Source organism: Marinicella marina, from assembly GCF_030065545.1.
Taxonomy (GTDB): Bacteria; Pseudomonadota; Gammaproteobacteria; order Xanthomonadales; family Marinicellaceae; genus Marinicella; species Marinicella marina.
Map to the genome: position 1 here is coordinate 1 of NZ_JASJNC010000005.1, position 14,076 is coordinate 14,076.

The window sequence follows — 14,076 nt, forward strand, 5'->3', positions numbered from 1 at the left end:
ATTGAGATCGTTGGTATTCGTGACACCACCACCACTACTTGTACTGGTGTAGAGATGTTCCGTAAGTTGTTGGATTCAGGTGAAGCCGGCGATAATGTGGGTGTTTTGTTGCGTGGAACGAAAAGAGATGAAGTTGAGCGTGGACAAGTACTAGCAAAACCGGGTACAATCACGCCCCACACAAAATTCGAAGCTGAAGTTTATGTGTTGAGTAAAGATGAAGGTGGTCGTCATACACCATTCTTCAAAGGTTACCGTCCACAGTTTTACTTCAGAACAACAGACGTGACTGGAGCTTGTGAGTTACCTGAAGGTGTAGAAATGGTTATGCCTGGTGACAACATCAAGATGGTTGTTGAGTTGATTGCACCGATTGCGATGGATGAAGGTTTACGCTTCGCTATTCGTGAAGGTGGCCGTACAGTAGGTGCGGGTGTAGTAGCAAAAATTATTGAATAATTAAGTAGTAGTTAAATTTTTTGGGCAGTGGCGAAAAGCCACTGCTTTTAATTAGAGGCAAATTAACATGGCTGGTCAAAAAATCAGAATAAGACTTAAAGCGTTCGATCATAAATTAATTGATCAATCAGCTGGCAGAATCGTCGATACGGCAAAAAGAACTGGCGCACAAGTGCGCGGTCCCATTCCTTTACCAACTAAGAAGGAGCGTTACACTGTATTGATTTCTCCACACGTAAACAAAGACGCAAGGGATCAATATGAGATTCGTACTCATAAACGATTGGTAGATATTGTAGACCCCAACGATAAAACAGTTGATGCATTGATGAAACTGGACTTATCAGCGGGCGTAGATGTTCAAATTCAATTGAACTAAGGAGTTGAAGATGTCATTAGGTATTATTGGAAAAAAAGTAGGCATGACACGCGTTTTCAACGACAAAGGCGAGTCAGTACCAGTCACTGTTATCAACGTTGAGCCGAATGTCGTGGCTCAAGTCAAAACAGCAGCAACCGACGGTTACAATGCCATTCAGGTCACCACTGGAAATCGCAAGGCTTCAAAAGTCAATGCGCCAGCAGCTGGTCACTATAAGAAAGCAGGCGTTGAAGCCGGTTCAATCACTCGTGAATTCAGAACAGATCAAGAATTCAAAGCAGGTGATACTTTAGAAATCAACATGTTTGAAGACGGTCAAAAAGTCCGTGTTACAGGTACTTCTAAAGGTAAAGGTTTTCAAGGCGTTATCAAACGTTATAACTTCCACATGCAAGACGCCACACACGGTAACTCACTGTCACACAGGGCCCCTGGTTCGATTGGACAGTGTCAAACACCGGGTCGCGTTTTCAAAGGTAAGAAAATGTCAGGTCACATGGGTGATGAGCGCGTAACTACCAAAAATTTGGAAGTAGTAAGGGTTGATCAAGAAAATAATTTGATATTGGTCAAAGGTGCAGTACCTGGTGCTAAAACCAGTACAGTCATCGTTAGGCCTTTGGCTTAATCAGATAGCGGAGAAATATTGTGGAATTGACAGTATCAGGAAAAAAACAAAAAGTCGAAGTTTCAGACGCAGTGTTTGATAGAGACTACTCTGAAGCCTTGGTTCACCAAGTTGTGACTTCATACATGGCCACTGGTCGTGCTGGCACAAAAGCGCAGAAGAATCGCTCGGCAGTGAGTGGTGGTGGCGCCAAACCTTGGAAACAGAAAGGAACAGGTCGTGCCAGAGCAGGTACTTCACGCAGCCCGATTTGGGTTGGCGGTGGTAAAACTTTTGCAGCACAGCCAAGAGACTTTACTAAAAAGGTCAACACCAAAATGTATCGTGCTGCGATGCAAACCATTCTGTCTGAGCTGAACCGCACAGACCGTTTAGTAGTGGTTGCTGATTTGGATACCAAAAACGGCAAAACCAAAGAAGCCATTGAGATGTTGAATAAGCATGGTGTAACCAAAGGATGTTTGGTTGCTGCAGAGCCTTCAGAAAATTTAATGCGTTCAACCAGTAACTTACCTTACGTGTTCGTCACCAATGCACACGGCTTAGACCCTGTTTCATTGGTATACGCTGACAAAGTGGTAATGACAGTTGATGCAGTGAAACAAGTAGAGGAGTGGTTGTCATGAGTTTAAACAATCTATACACAACTATTTTGGCCCCGGTGATTTCAGAGAAATCTAACCGCGTTGGTGAATTGGCCAATCAATATGTTTTTAAAGTTGCCAAAACGGCGAACAAAGCAGAAATTAAAACAGCCATTGAAAAGCTTTTCAAAGTAAATGTCGAAAATGTTTCTGTGATGAATGTGAAAGGTAAAACCAAAAGCTTCAGAATGAAACCAGGCAAAAGACCAGATTGGAAAAAAGCATACGTGCGCATCCAGGCTGACCAAATGATTGATTTCGGTACCAAAGCTGAGTAACTAGGAGAATTATCATGGCATTAACAGTACATAAACCAACTTCTCCAGGTCAACGCGGTAAAGTCACAGTTAAAAGAACTGGTCTTTACAAAGGCAGACCTGAGGCCAGCTTGACTGAAAAGAAATCAAAAACTGGCGGTAGAAATAATTACGGTCGCATCACCACTCGTCACAGAGGCGGTGGGCACAAACAGAAATACAGAATCATTGACTTTAAACGCAACAAAGATGATATCGAAGCAACTGTAGATCGTATTGAATACGATCCTAACAGAAGCGCGTACATTGCTTTGTTGAAATATGTCGATGGTGAAAAAAGATATATCATTGCACCAAAAGACTTAGAGCCAGGCATGAAAGTCATGTCAGGTACTTCGGTTGCGATCAAAGTGGGTAACACTTTACCGTTGGATAATATTCCAGTCGGTACTGTTGTTCACAATGTTGAGATGAAACCTGGTAAAGGCGGGCAGATTGCTCGCGCTGCTGGTACATCAGCTCGACTGGTTGCGAAAGAAGGCGTATACGCTACTTTGCGTTTACGTTCTGGTGAAATGAGAAAAATACCAGCCAAATGTCGTGCGACATTAGGCACGGTATCAAAAAGTGAGCATAACCTTGAGAAAATCGGTAAAGCCGGTGCCACTCGTTGGAGAGGCATCAGACCAACGGTTCGAGGTGTTGCCATGAATCCAGTTGACCACCCGCATGGCGGTGGTGAAGGAAGGACCTCTGGTGGTCGTCACCCTGTAACTCCATGGGGTGTGCCTACCAAAGGACATAAAACGCGTAAGAACAAACGTACTGATAAGTTCATTGTTCGTCGCAGAAACAAAAAATAAGGTAGTTATATATGCCAAGATCACTCAAAAAAGGCCCCTTTGTTGACATCTCATTGATGAAAGCAGTTGATAAGGCCGTAAAAGAGAACAGCAAGCGACCAATCAAAACATGGTCAAGAAGATCTATGATTCTTCCTGATATGGTTGGTTTAACGTTGGCTGTTCATAATGGTAAACAACACATCCCAGTATTGATTTCTGAAGAAATGGTTGGTCACAAGTTAGGTGAGTTTTCACCGACCAGAACTTTCAGATCTCACGTTGCTGACAAGAAGGCGAGGTAATTATGGAAATTGTAGCTAAATTAAAAAGAGCCAACATTTCTGCCCAAAAAGTTCGTCTGGTCGCTGATCAAATCAGAGGCATGAATGTTGAGCAAGCTGAACAGTTGTTGACTTTTAGTCCTAAGAAAGCCGCGCACATCGTTAAGAAAGCGTTGATGTCAGCCGTGGCCAATGCCGAGCACAACAATGGCATGGATGTTGATGAGTTATTCGTCAGCACCATCTATGTTGATGAAGGCCCGACTCTGAAAAGAGGACGCGCCAGAGCCAAAGGCAGAGGCACACGTATTTTAAAAAGAACCAGCCACATCACTGTGAAAGTGGCTGAAGCATCGTAAAGGCAGAATTATGGGTCAAAAAGTACATCCAATAGGTATCAGATTAGGCATTTCAAAACAGCATAATTCAAAATGGTACGCAGAAAAAGATCAATTTGCTGATCAATTGGTTAAAGACATTAAAGTCAGAGAATATTTGCACAAGCACTTAAAGCATGCATCTATCAGCAAAATTGAAATTGAAAGACCGGCAAAAAATGCCCGCATCACCATTCACACTGCCAGACCTGGTATTGTGATTGGTAAAAAAGGTGAAGACATTGAAAAGTTGAAGAACACTTTATCTAAGATGATGGGTTTGCCAACACACGTCAGTGTCAATGAAATCAGAAAGCCTGAATTAGACGCGCGTTTGGTGGCCGAAGGTATCGCTTCACAATTGGAGCGAAGAATCATGTTCAGACGTGCCATGAAACGTGCAGTTTCAAGTGCCATGAGATTAGGCGCATTGGGTATTCGTGTGGCTGTTGCCGGACGTTTAAACGGTGCAGAGATTGCTCGCACAGAATGGTATCGCGAAGGACAAGTTCCGTTGCATACATTGCGTGCTGACATTGATTATTCAACTGCGAAAGCCTACACCACATATGGTGTGATTGGCATCAAGGTTTGGATTTATAAAGGTGAAGTATTCGATTTAGAAAACTACACTGCTGAATCTGATAAGAAAACCAGCAAAAAAGGTCGGGGTAAAAAATAATGTTACAGCCGAAAAGAACTAAATACAGAAAACAACAGAAAGGCCGCAACCGCGGGTTAGCACATGGTGGTAACAAAGTGAGTTTCGGTGATTTTGGATTGAAAGCAACCACTCGTGGTTTGTTGACTGCGCGTCAAATTGAAGCAGGTCGTCGAGCTATTACCAGGCACGTAAAACGTGGCGGTAAATTGTGGATTCGCGTGTTCCCTGATAAGCCTATCACAGCCAAGCCAATTGAGGTAAGGATGGGTAAAGGTAAAGGTAACATCGATCATTGGGCAGCTGCCATTAAACCAGGTCGTGTGATCTATGAAATCCAAGGGGTTTCTGAAGAAATGGCCAGAGCAGCTTTTGAAAAGGCAGGTGCAAAATTTCCTGTACAAACAACATTCGTTAAACGCGTGGTGATGTGATGCAAGCTAAAGAATTAAGAAACAAAGACCTTGCTGAGTTGCAGGAAGAGTTAAATAAATTATTACAACAGCAATTTGATTTGCGAATGGCTCGTGGTAATGGTCAATTAACTAAATTACATTTGATGCGTGATGTTCGCAGAAACATTGCTCGTGTCAGAACTGTTATGAACCAAGTGAAAGGATAATGTCATGACTACAGAAACTAAAGTACAAAGAACCAAAAGCGGTGTGGTCACCAGTGACAAAATGAATCAGACTGTGACTGTGATGATTGAAAGAAAAATCAAACATCCGTTGTATGGTAAATACATCAAAAAGTCTACCAAGATTCATGCACATGATCCTGATAACAAGTGTCAACAAGGCGACGTGGTAAAAATCGTCGAATGTCGACCCATTTCTAAGACCAAGTCTTGGAAAGTGGTCGAGATTGTTGAAACCAACAAATAAGAGGTACTGACAATGATACAAATGCAAAGTAGATTAGCAGCAGCCGATAACTCAGGAGCCAAAGAAGTCCAGTGTATTAAAGTACTGGGTGGTTCCAAGCGTCGTTATGCTGGTATCGGAGACATCATTAAAGTCTCTGTCAAACAAGCCATACCTCGTGGCAAGGTTAAAAAAGGCGAAGTATACAACGCTGTTATTGTAAGAACGAGAAAAGGTGTCAGAAGATCTGATGGTTCTTTGATTCGTTTTGATGGTAATGCAGTGGTTATGCTGAATTCAAAACTGGAACCTATCGGAACCCGTATTTTTGGCCCTGTGACTCGTGAATTAAGAGCTGGTAAGTTCATGAAGATTATTTCATTGGCTCCAGAAGTATTATAAGGAAACGACTATGCAAAGAATTAAACAAGGTGACGAAGTAATCGTTATTGCTGGACGCTCAAAAGGTCAACGCGGCAATGTACTGAAAGTAATGCAGGACGGTCGTTTGTTGGTCAACAACGTGAATACAGTTAAGAAACATGTTAAGCCCAACCCTCAGATTGAGGAAAAAGGCGGCATCAAGACACAAGAAGCACCGATTGATGCTTCCAATGTCATGCTGTATAACCCTGCCTCTGGTAAAGGTGAACGAGTTGGTTTTAAAGTAGAAAACGGTCGCAAGATTCGTGTCTTTAAATCCAATGGCGAAGCAGTAGACGCTTGAGAGAATTATTATGGCTAGATTAGAAAAATATTATAAAGACGAAGTGGTTCCAAAGCTGATGGAAACTGGAAAGTTTGCCAACGTTATGGACGTGCCGAAAATCACAAAAATTACCTTAAACATGGGTGTTGGTGAAGCAGTTGGAAACAAGAAAATCCTTCAACATGCTACCTCAGACATGGCGCAAATTGCTGGTCAAAAACCAGTGATTACCAAAGCCAAGAAATCTGTTGCGGGTTTTAAAATCCGTGAAGAATGGCCGATTGGTTGTAAGGTAACTCTCAGACGCAAGAAAATGTATGAGTTTTTAGACCGTTTGGTGAATGTTTCATTACCACGTGTAAGAGATTTCCGCGGTTTGAATCCTAAATCATTTGATGGCCGTGGTAATTACTCCATGGGTGTTAAAGAACAAATCATTTTCCCTGAAATTGAATACGATAAAATCGACGAATTGCGTGGTTTGGATATTTGTATCACAACCACAGCTAAAAGTGACGAGGAAGCTCGCATGTTGTTGGATCAATTCGATTTCCCATTCAAAGGTAGGTAATAGATATGGCTAAAGAATCAATGGTCCAAAGAGACCTGAAAAGAAAAAGAATTGTAGAAAAATACGCCGAAAAGCGTGCTGCTATCAAAAAAATCATTGCCGATCCAAATACTACATTTGAAGAGATGATGGAAGCTCAAGAAGCCTTGCAGAAGTTGCCGAGAAATGCCTCGCCTTCAAGAATGCGCAAACGTTGTCAGATTTCGGGTAGACCTCGAGGTTATTACAATAAGTTTGGTTTGAGTAAAACAAAATTCCGTGAAGCTGCCATGCGTGGTGACATTCCTGGCTTGAAAAAAGCCAGCTGGTAAAGAGAGTAAAGATTATGAGTTTAAGTGATCCAATTTCAGACATGATTTGTAGCATTAAAAATGCACAAGCGGTCAACAAAGAAAGTACTGTCACACCTGCTTCTAAAGTTAAGAAAGGTATTTTGTCAGTATTACAACAGGAAGGTTACATCCGATCTTTTGAAGTGATTGAAAAGGATTCACATCCTTTTATTAAAATCAACATCAAGTATTACAGGAATCAACCTGTGATTGAGATGATCAAAAGAGTCAGTAAACCTGGTTTAAGACAATACCGTGGTAAAGATGATTTACCGCGTGTTGATGCCGGTTTCGGTACAGCCATTGTCTCAACATCTCAAGGCATCATGACCGATAAGTCAGCTCGCGCTGCACAAATCGGTGGCGAATTGCTTTGCGTCGTTAAGTAATCGGGAGAGCAACATGTCAAGAATTGCAAAACAACCCATCGCTTTAGATTCAAAGGTTAAATTTGAAGTTAAAGACAATGTGGTAACAGTAAAAGGCCCTAAAGGTGAGTTATCTATGAACTTACATGAGTCTGTTACTGTAGAACAAAATGACGGTGAATTAAACGTGTCAGCCAGTGATGAAATGATTTACATGGCAGGTACCATGCGTTCATTAATCAATAACATGGTTGAAGGTGTTACCAATGGCTTTAATAAAAAGCTGCAATTGGTCGGCGTTGGTTACCGTGTGGCTATGAAAGGTAAAGACTTGGATTTAAACTTAGGTTTTTCCCATCCTGTCATCTATCCAGCACGTGAAGGCATCACTTTTGAAACCCCTACACAAACTGAGATTGTTGTTAATGGTGTGGACAAACAAGTTGTTGGACAAGTTGCAGCTGAAATCAGAGCAATCAGACCACCTGAGCCTTACAAAGGTAAAGGTGTTAAGTATGCTGATGAAAGGTTGTACAGAAAAGAGGCTAAGAAAGCGTAACGCTTCTTTGAGAATACTATGCATAAGAAAAATACACAAAGAATTAAGAAAGCAACCAGAACCAGAGCAAAATTGCGTGAATTGGGTGTACCTGCTTTGTCAGTACATAAAACCAGTCAGCATTTATATGCACAAATTTTTTCAGGTGACGGTAAATCAACTTTGGCTGCAGTTTCAACCAAAGAAAAAGGTTTGATTGCTGACGGTGCCTCTCGCACCAACATCGACGCTGCAAAAGCCGTTGGTAAAGCAATTGCTGAAAAAGCCAAAAAAGCAGGTATAGAATCTGTTGGGTTTGATAGATCAGGTTATATCTATCATGGAAAAATCAAAGCTTTGGCTGACGCTGCGCGTGAAGCTGGTTTGAAATTCTGATAATGAATAAGAGAAGTAATATGGCAGATAAAGATCAAGGCGATAACTTATTAGAGCGTTTAGTTACAGTTAATCGTGTGGCTAAAGTAGTCAAAGGTGGTAGACAATTCGGTTTTGCAGCACTGACTGTGGTTGGTGACGGTAAAGGCAAAATTGGATTCGGATACGGCAAAGCAAAAGAAGTTCCTGTGGCAATTCAAAAAGCCATGGATCAAGCGCGTCGTAACACCACTGATGTTAACCTGAAAGGCAACACTTTGTGGCATGCGACCAAAGCAAAACACTCTGGTTCACGCGTTTACATGCAACCTGCATCTGAAGGTACTGGCGTAATTGCTGGTGGTGCGATGCGTGCGGTATTCGATGTGGTCGGTGTGGAGAACGTTTTGGCGAAATCACAAGGTTCTAACAACCCAATTAATTTGGTCAGAGCAACCATCAAAGGTTTGCAACAAATGACTTCACCTGAAAGTATTGCTGCTAAGCGTGGCAAGACTCCTGAAGAGGTAATGGAAAATCATGGCTAAAGCAAAGAAAGTTGGTCAAGTTAAAGTGACACAAATCAAAAGTACCAACAAATCATTGGCCAATCATAAGGCCTGTGTCAGAGGTTTAGGTATCAGAAAGATGCACCAATCACGTGTGGTTGATGCAACTCCTGAAAACCTGGGAATGATTAATGCAGCTATTCACTTGTTAAAAGTGGAAGAAGTTAAATAAGCATAGGTGAATACTATGAAATTAAATTCAATTAAACCTGCAGATGGCGCCACCAAAGCCGGCAAAAGAGTTGGCCGTGGTATCGGATCTGGTTCAGGAAAGACATGTGGTCGTGGCCACAAAGGTCAAAAATCACGTTCAGGTGGTTTTCATAAAGTGGGATTTGAAGGTGGACAATTGCCTATCTTTAAAAGATTGCCTAAATTCGGTTTTACATCACAAATTGCTGACTCGCGTGCAGAGTTGTGTTTGTACCACTTGAACGCAATCAATGCCACTGACATTGATGTGGCCTACCTGATTGAAAACGGTCTGGTTAAAAGAGGTGTTACCAAAGTTAAAGTGATAAACACAGGCAGCATCGAAAAAGCTGTTAACTTGAAAGGATTACACGTGACTAAGGGTGCTCAAGCAGCCATTGAAAAAGCAGGCGGAAAAGTAGAATAATATGTCAAGCAGGCAAGAACAAGTAGAGAAACTACTCGGAAATAAGAAGGGCTTAAGCGAACTTAAAAGCCGAATTTTATTTGTCATTGGTGCTTTGATTATTTACCGAATGGGTACATTTCTACCTGTTCCTGGGGTCAACCCACAAGCAATGACTGCTTTGTTGGATCAAAACTCAGGCGGCTTACTTGACATGTTTAACATGTTCTCAGGTGGTGCTTTGGGTCGTTACTCTATATTTGCATTGGGTGTGATGCCGTACATCACAGCATCCATCATCATGCAAATCTTGGGTCACACTGTTCCAGCGCTTCGTGAATTGAAGAAAGAAGGTGAAACGGGTCGTCGCAAGACCACTCAGTACACCCGCTACTTCACCATTATCTTAGCTGTGGTTCAGTCATTCAGTATCACTTCAGCCTTACAAGGCTTTAATGCTGCTGGTGGTGTACCAGTTGTGCCAAATCCAGGTTTCGGCTTCTTATTCACTGCGACAGTTTCGTTAACTGGCGGTACCATGTTTCTGATGTGGTTGGGTGAACAAATCACTGAGCGTGGTATTGGTAATGGTATTTCATTGATTATTTTCGCTGGTATTGTGGTGGGTTTGCCCAGTGCAATTGTATCGGTTTTCCAACTGGTAGGTGAAGGACAACTCAATGCCATGTGGGCGCTGTTGTTATTGGTATTGGCTTTGGCCTTGACCGCATTCATTGTATTTGTTGAGCGTGGTCAAAGACGCATCACCATGCAGTTTGCACGTCGAGGCGGCAGACAAGCTACTCAAGCACAAACTTCATACTTACCATTGAAAGTTAATATGTCTGGTGTGATTCCAGTTATTTTCGCCTCATCACTGGTTCTTTTTCCTGGCACCATAGCCAGTTTCTTAGGACAAAGTGAAGGTTTTGAATGGTTGACTGATTTGTCACAACAACTGCAGCCTGGAAATACCTTGTACATGATTTTCTTTGGTGTGTTGATTGTGGGGTTCGCATTCTTCTATACGGCATTAACATTCAATGCCGATGAAACAGCGGATAACCTCAAGCGTCAAAGTGCTGTGATTCCAGGAATCAGACCAGGTAAACAAACTTCAGCTTATTTAGATGGGGTATTAACTCGTGTAACATTCTGGGGTGCTTTGTACCTGTTGGGTGTGAGTTTATTGCCTGATTTCATCAGAACATTTGTTGAAGTGCCATTCGCTATCGGTGGAACAGGTTTGCTGATTGTAGTTGTTGTTGCTATGGATTTCATGGCGCAATTACAAAACCACTTGGTATCACAACAGTACGATTCAGTGCTGAAGAAAAGTAATATTAAGAATTACCGTCGATCGAATAAGATTCGTCGGTAAAAATACACATCAATACAAGCGTGCCATTGTTTGAAAAAATGATGGCATTGCTGTTTTTATTGATATATAATTTGCGCCCTTTCGTTGGGATACCCTGATAAATATACATTTGTTAGGCATCTCTGAGGGGCAAAGATGAAAGGTGATTCACCTTTTTTTTGTAATATAAAAAGTAAATGTTCAATCGCATTGATTGAGCGGCTGCTTTTTTGAGGATTCAGGAGTAAAAAATGGCTCGTATTGCGGGTGTAAATATACCAGTGCATAAGCATGCTTGGATTGGCCTGACCAGTATTTATGGTATTGGCCGTACCAGAGCATATGAAATATGCGAAAGTGCAGGCGTTGATCCAGCTCACAAAGTTGGGCAGTTGGATGAAGACGCATTAGATAAGCTTCGTGCAGAAGTGGCAAAATTTGATGTTGAAGGTGATCTCCGCAGAGAAATCGCTATGGACATCAAAAGATTAATGGATTTGGGCTGTTATCGCGGTTTGAGACACAGAAGAGGTTTACCTGTTCGTGGCCAAAAGACTAAAAATAACGCACGTACCAGAAAAGGTCCGAAAAAACCAATTAAACGTTAATTGATCCATTGAATATCATTAGCGATATCAGATTAGAGAATTGTAATGGCAAGACCACAAAAAACTAAAAAGAAAAATAAAAGAACTGTTGTTGACGGCATCGCACACGTACATGCGTCTTTCAACAATACCATCATCACGATCACTGACAGACAAGGTAATGGTTTGTCGTGGGCAACGGCTGGTGGGTCTGGATTTAGAGGTTCAAGAAAAAGTACCCCATTTGCTGCACAGGTAGCTGCTGATAGAGCAGGCCAGGTAGCTAAGGAATACGGTATGAAAAACATTGAAGTTCGAATTAAAGGTCCAGGTCCAGGCAGAGAATCATCTGTTAGAGCATTAAACGCCTTAGGTTTTCGTGTAACTAACATCATTGATATTACACCAATTCCTCACAATGGTTGTAGACCACCGAAAAAACGTAGGGTGTAAGGAGATATAAAATGGCAAGATATTTAGGTCCAAAATGTAAATTAGCACGTCGTGAAGGCGTCGATTTAATGACTAAAAGTCCAGCTCGTGCAATGGAGACCAAGTGTAAACTTGATGTGGCTCCTGGTCAGCACGGTTTAGCTGGCAAAAGAAACAAACCTTCTGATTACGCTTTGCAGTTGCGCGAAAAACAAAAAGTTCGCAGAACTTATGGTGTTTTAGAGAAGCAGTTCGTTAACTACTACAAAAAAGCAGCCAAGCAAAAGGGCGCTACAGGTGAAAACTTGTTGAAATTGCTGGAATCACGTTTAGATAACGTGGTTTACCGCATGGGTTTTGCAGTAACCAGAAATGAAGCACGTCAATTGGTGAGTCACAAATCTATTTTGGTTAATGGTTCTGTTTGTAACATTCCTTCATACCAAGTTAAAGCAGGTGACGAAGTTGAAGTGCGTGAAAAGTCTAAAAAACAATTACGTATCAAACAGGCATTAGAGTTATGGGGCGAGATGAATTTATTCGCTGATTGGGTTACAGTCGATGCAGGTAAAATGGCAGGTCAGTTCAAAGCTGTTCCAAGCCGTGAAGATTTACCAGCAGACATCAACGAAAATCTGATTGTAGAGCTTTACTCTAAATAATAAACCCTAACCAGAGAGATATAACATGTCTGATATATTAGCTAAATTACTTCGCCCACGTGTGGTTGAAGTAGATGAACGCTCTGATTACAGCGCTAAAATAATCATTGAACCTCTTGAAAGGGGTTTTGGACATACACTGGGTAATGCATTCCGTCGAATCTTGTTGTCTTCAATTCCTGGCTGTGCCGTGACTGAAGTCAATATTGATGATGTACAACACGAATTTTCAACCCTTGAAGGGGTGCGAGAAGACGTGGTTGAAATTCTTTTGAATTTGAAAACATTGTCATTCATGATGCCAGATCGTGATGAAGCTGAGTTGTCAATCAGTGCCAAAGGTGGCACAGTAACAGCTGCCGATATTCAATTACCTGATGGTGTTGAAGTGGCCAATCCAGAGCAAGTCATTTGTAATTTGGATAAAACGGCTTCAATCAACATGCGCATGACGGTTGAGAAAGGTGTTGGTTATGAACCTTCTACCAATCGCATGAATCCAGAAGAGTCACGTCCCATTGGACAATTGGTACTCGATGCCAGTTTTTGTCCGGTTAAACGTGTGGCTTATGATGTTGAAAACGCTCGTTTGAACCAAAAAACTAATTTGGATAAACTGATTTTGGACATCGAAACCGATGGTTCAATATCAGCTGAAGATGCGGTACGTACTGCAGCCAGAATTTTGGTTGAGCAAATGGCTATATTCATTGACTTCAAGATTGAAACCACTGTTGAAGAAACTGAAGAAGTCGAAAAATTAAATCCTATTTTATTGAAACCGATTGACGAATTAGAATTAACCGTTCGTTCAGCAAACTGCTTGAAAGCAGAGAATATTCAATACATAGGTGATTTGATTCAAAGAACTGAAGTTGAGCTGTTGAAGACGCCTAACTTAGGTAAAAAATCATTGAATGAAATCAAAGGTGTACTTTCAGAGATGGGATTGACTCTGGGTGTGCGTTTAGAAAATTGGCCTCCAGCAGCGATTCGTACTGCTGAGCGTCTTATCGGATAAGGGGCAATATCATGCGTCATAGAAAATCAGGTAGAAAACTAAATAGAACTTCATCACACAGAAAAGCGATGTTTAAAAACATGTCGGTATCTCTGTTTGACCATGAATTGATCAAAACAACTGTTCCAAAAGCAAAAGAATTGCGTAAAGTGGCTGAAAAATTAATCACTTTGGCTAAAGTTGATTCTGTAGCGAACAGACGTTTGGCCTTTTCTCGTCTCAGAGACAAAGAAATCGTTAATAAATTATTCACCGAGTTAGGCCCTCGTTATGTAGAGCGTCCAGGTGGGTACTTACGAATCTTAAAGTGTGGTTTCCGAACTGGAGACAACGCGCCTATGGCTTACGTTGAATTGGTTGATCGTCCAATCAAGTCAGCTGCTGTAGAGGTTACTGAAGATTCAGAATAAAAACTTTTATAAAGTTTCTAAAACCCGGCTATATGCCGGGTTTTTTTTTGTTAAAAAACAAATTATTTTACGAATAAATGGTGTATTGCATGGTCTATATTTGTTAATCTATCCATTTTTATCAACTAAAATAGCAGATGTTCG

General features: G+C 41.5%; 28 protein-coding genes. All 28 read left to right on the forward strand.

Features of this window, described 5'->3' with window-relative positions:
* Positions 1 to 459 (forward strand): EF-Tu C-terminal domain-related protein (locus QNI24_RS08570; protein ID WP_283708626.1); only part of this gene is annotated, 459 nt, incomplete at its 5' end.
* 67 nt (positions 460 to 526) lie between these two features.
* On the forward strand, positions 527 to 838 hold the full coding sequence (gene rpsJ / locus QNI24_RS08575; protein WP_099020310.1) for a 30S ribosomal protein S10: 312 nt from the start codon (positions 527 to 529) through the stop codon (positions 836 to 838).
* Between the two features lie 10 nt (positions 839 to 848).
* Positions 849 to 1,469, forward strand: coding sequence for a 50S ribosomal protein L3 (rplC, locus tag QNI24_RS08580; RefSeq protein WP_267177561.1), 621 nt, complete (start codon positions 849 to 851; stop codon positions 1,467 to 1,469).
* 20 nt (positions 1,470 to 1,489) lie between these two features.
* The gene (rplD, locus tag QNI24_RS08585) at positions 1,490 to 2,095 is read left to right on the forward strand and encodes a 50S ribosomal protein L4 (RefSeq protein ID WP_267177562.1); all 606 of its coding nucleotides are present in this window, start codon (positions 1,490 to 1,492) and stop codon (positions 2,093 to 2,095) included.
* Positions 2,092 to 2,391: a 50S ribosomal protein L23 gene (gene rplW / locus QNI24_RS08590; protein WP_267177563.1), complete on the forward strand. Its 300-nt coding sequence runs from the start codon at positions 2,092 to 2,094 to the stop codon at positions 2,389 to 2,391. Before rplD ends, rplW begins: the two co-directional genes overlap by 4 nt.
* Positions 2,392 to 2,405: 14 nt before the next feature.
* The gene (rplB, locus tag QNI24_RS08595) at positions 2,406 to 3,233 is read left to right on the forward strand and encodes a 50S ribosomal protein L2 (RefSeq protein WP_267177564.1); all 828 of its coding nucleotides are present in this window, start codon (positions 2,406 to 2,408) and stop codon (positions 3,231 to 3,233) included.
* Positions 3,234 to 3,244: 11 nt separating this feature from the next.
* On the forward strand, positions 3,245 to 3,517 hold the full coding sequence (gene rpsS, locus QNI24_RS08600; RefSeq protein ID WP_267177565.1) for a 30S ribosomal protein S19: 273 nt from the start codon (positions 3,245 to 3,247) through the stop codon (positions 3,515 to 3,517).
* Between the two features lie 2 nt (positions 3,518 to 3,519).
* Positions 3,520 to 3,855, forward strand: coding sequence for a 50S ribosomal protein L22 (gene rplV, locus QNI24_RS08605; RefSeq protein ID WP_267177566.1), 336 nt, complete (start codon positions 3,520 to 3,522; stop codon positions 3,853 to 3,855).
* Between the two features lie 10 nt (positions 3,856 to 3,865).
* A complete protein-coding gene (rpsC, locus tag QNI24_RS08610) occupies positions 3,866 to 4,555 on the forward strand; it encodes a 30S ribosomal protein S3 (RefSeq protein ID WP_267177567.1) in 690 nt (229 codons plus the stop codon).
* The gene (gene rplP / locus QNI24_RS08615) at positions 4,555 to 4,968 is read left to right on the forward strand and encodes a 50S ribosomal protein L16 (RefSeq protein WP_267177568.1); all 414 of its coding nucleotides are present in this window, start codon (positions 4,555 to 4,557) and stop codon (positions 4,966 to 4,968) included. Before rpsC ends, rplP begins: the two co-directional genes overlap by 1 nt.
* Positions 4,968 to 5,156 carry a 50S ribosomal protein L29 gene (gene rpmC / locus QNI24_RS08620; protein ID WP_267177569.1) on the forward strand — a complete coding sequence of 63 codons (189 nt, stop codon included), beginning with the start codon at positions 4,968 to 4,970 and terminating at the stop codon, positions 5,154 to 5,156. Before rplP ends, rpmC begins: the two co-directional genes overlap by 1 nt.
* A gap of 4 nt (positions 5,157 to 5,160) precedes the next feature.
* A complete protein-coding gene (gene rpsQ, locus QNI24_RS08625; protein WP_267177570.1) occupies positions 5,161 to 5,421 on the forward strand; it encodes a 30S ribosomal protein S17 in 261 nt (86 codons plus the stop codon).
* Positions 5,422 to 5,433: 12 nt separating this feature from the next.
* On the forward strand, positions 5,434 to 5,802 hold the full coding sequence (gene rplN / locus QNI24_RS08630; RefSeq protein WP_267177571.1) for a 50S ribosomal protein L14: 369 nt from the start codon (positions 5,434 to 5,436) through the stop codon (positions 5,800 to 5,802).
* A 10-nt stretch (positions 5,803 to 5,812) separates the two neighbouring features.
* Entirely contained in the window at positions 5,813 to 6,127 is a 315-nt protein-coding gene (gene rplX / locus QNI24_RS08635; protein WP_267177572.1) for a 50S ribosomal protein L24, read from the forward strand.
* Positions 6,128 to 6,134: 7 nt separating this feature from the next.
* Entirely contained in the window at positions 6,135 to 6,680 is a 546-nt protein-coding gene (gene rplE, locus QNI24_RS08640; RefSeq protein ID WP_458368012.1) for a 50S ribosomal protein L5, read from the forward strand.
* Between the two features lie 5 nt (positions 6,681 to 6,685).
* On the forward strand, positions 6,686 to 6,991 hold the full coding sequence (gene rpsN, locus QNI24_RS08645; RefSeq protein WP_267177574.1) for a 30S ribosomal protein S14: 306 nt from the start codon (positions 6,686 to 6,688) through the stop codon (positions 6,989 to 6,991).
* Between the two features lie 14 nt (positions 6,992 to 7,005).
* The gene (gene rpsH / locus QNI24_RS08650) at positions 7,006 to 7,401 is read left to right on the forward strand and encodes a 30S ribosomal protein S8 (RefSeq protein ID WP_267177575.1); all 396 of its coding nucleotides are present in this window, start codon (positions 7,006 to 7,008) and stop codon (positions 7,399 to 7,401) included.
* Positions 7,402 to 7,414: 13 nt separating this feature from the next.
* Complete coding sequence (gene rplF / locus QNI24_RS08655) at positions 7,415 to 7,939, forward strand: 50S ribosomal protein L6 (RefSeq protein WP_267177576.1); 525 nt, start codon at positions 7,415 to 7,417, stop codon at positions 7,937 to 7,939.
* An 18-nt stretch (positions 7,940 to 7,957) separates the two neighbouring features.
* A complete protein-coding gene (rplR, locus tag QNI24_RS08660) occupies positions 7,958 to 8,314 on the forward strand; it encodes a 50S ribosomal protein L18 (protein WP_267177577.1) in 357 nt (118 codons plus the stop codon).
* 2 nt (positions 8,315 to 8,316) lie between these two features.
* A complete protein-coding gene (gene rpsE / locus QNI24_RS08665; RefSeq protein WP_267177578.1) occupies positions 8,317 to 8,841 on the forward strand; it encodes a 30S ribosomal protein S5 in 525 nt (174 codons plus the stop codon).
* Positions 8,834 to 9,034 carry a 50S ribosomal protein L30 gene (gene rpmD / locus QNI24_RS08670; RefSeq protein ID WP_077413071.1) on the forward strand — a complete coding sequence of 67 codons (201 nt, stop codon included), beginning with the start codon at positions 8,834 to 8,836 and terminating at the stop codon, positions 9,032 to 9,034. Before rpsE ends, rpmD begins: the two co-directional genes overlap by 8 nt.
* Positions 9,035 to 9,049: 15 nt before the next feature.
* A complete protein-coding gene (gene rplO / locus QNI24_RS08675; protein WP_267177579.1) occupies positions 9,050 to 9,481 on the forward strand; it encodes a 50S ribosomal protein L15 in 432 nt (143 codons plus the stop codon).
* A 1-nt stretch (position 9,482) separates the two neighbouring features.
* Entirely contained in the window at positions 9,483 to 10,841 is a 1,359-nt protein-coding gene (gene secY / locus QNI24_RS08680) for a preprotein translocase subunit SecY (protein ID WP_267177580.1), read from the forward strand.
* Positions 10,842 to 11,071: 230 nt separating this feature from the next.
* Entirely contained in the window at positions 11,072 to 11,428 is a 357-nt protein-coding gene (gene rpsM, locus QNI24_RS08685; RefSeq protein ID WP_267177581.1) for a 30S ribosomal protein S13, read from the forward strand.
* 45 nt (positions 11,429 to 11,473) lie between these two features.
* The gene (rpsK, locus tag QNI24_RS08690; protein WP_267177582.1) at positions 11,474 to 11,860 is read left to right on the forward strand and encodes a 30S ribosomal protein S11; all 387 of its coding nucleotides are present in this window, start codon (positions 11,474 to 11,476) and stop codon (positions 11,858 to 11,860) included.
* A gap of 11 nt (positions 11,861 to 11,871) precedes the next feature.
* The gene (gene rpsD, locus QNI24_RS08695; RefSeq protein WP_267177583.1) at positions 11,872 to 12,501 is read left to right on the forward strand and encodes a 30S ribosomal protein S4; all 630 of its coding nucleotides are present in this window, start codon (positions 11,872 to 11,874) and stop codon (positions 12,499 to 12,501) included.
* Between the two features lie 25 nt (positions 12,502 to 12,526).
* Positions 12,527 to 13,522, forward strand: a complete 996-nt coding sequence (locus QNI24_RS08700; protein WP_267177584.1) for a DNA-directed RNA polymerase subunit alpha — start codon at positions 12,527 to 12,529, stop codon at positions 13,520 to 13,522.
* A gap of 11 nt (positions 13,523 to 13,533) precedes the next feature.
* The gene (gene rplQ / locus QNI24_RS08705) at positions 13,534 to 13,932 is read left to right on the forward strand and encodes a 50S ribosomal protein L17 (protein WP_267177585.1); all 399 of its coding nucleotides are present in this window, start codon (positions 13,534 to 13,536) and stop codon (positions 13,930 to 13,932) included.
* Positions 13,933 to 14,076: the final 144 nt, after the last annotated feature.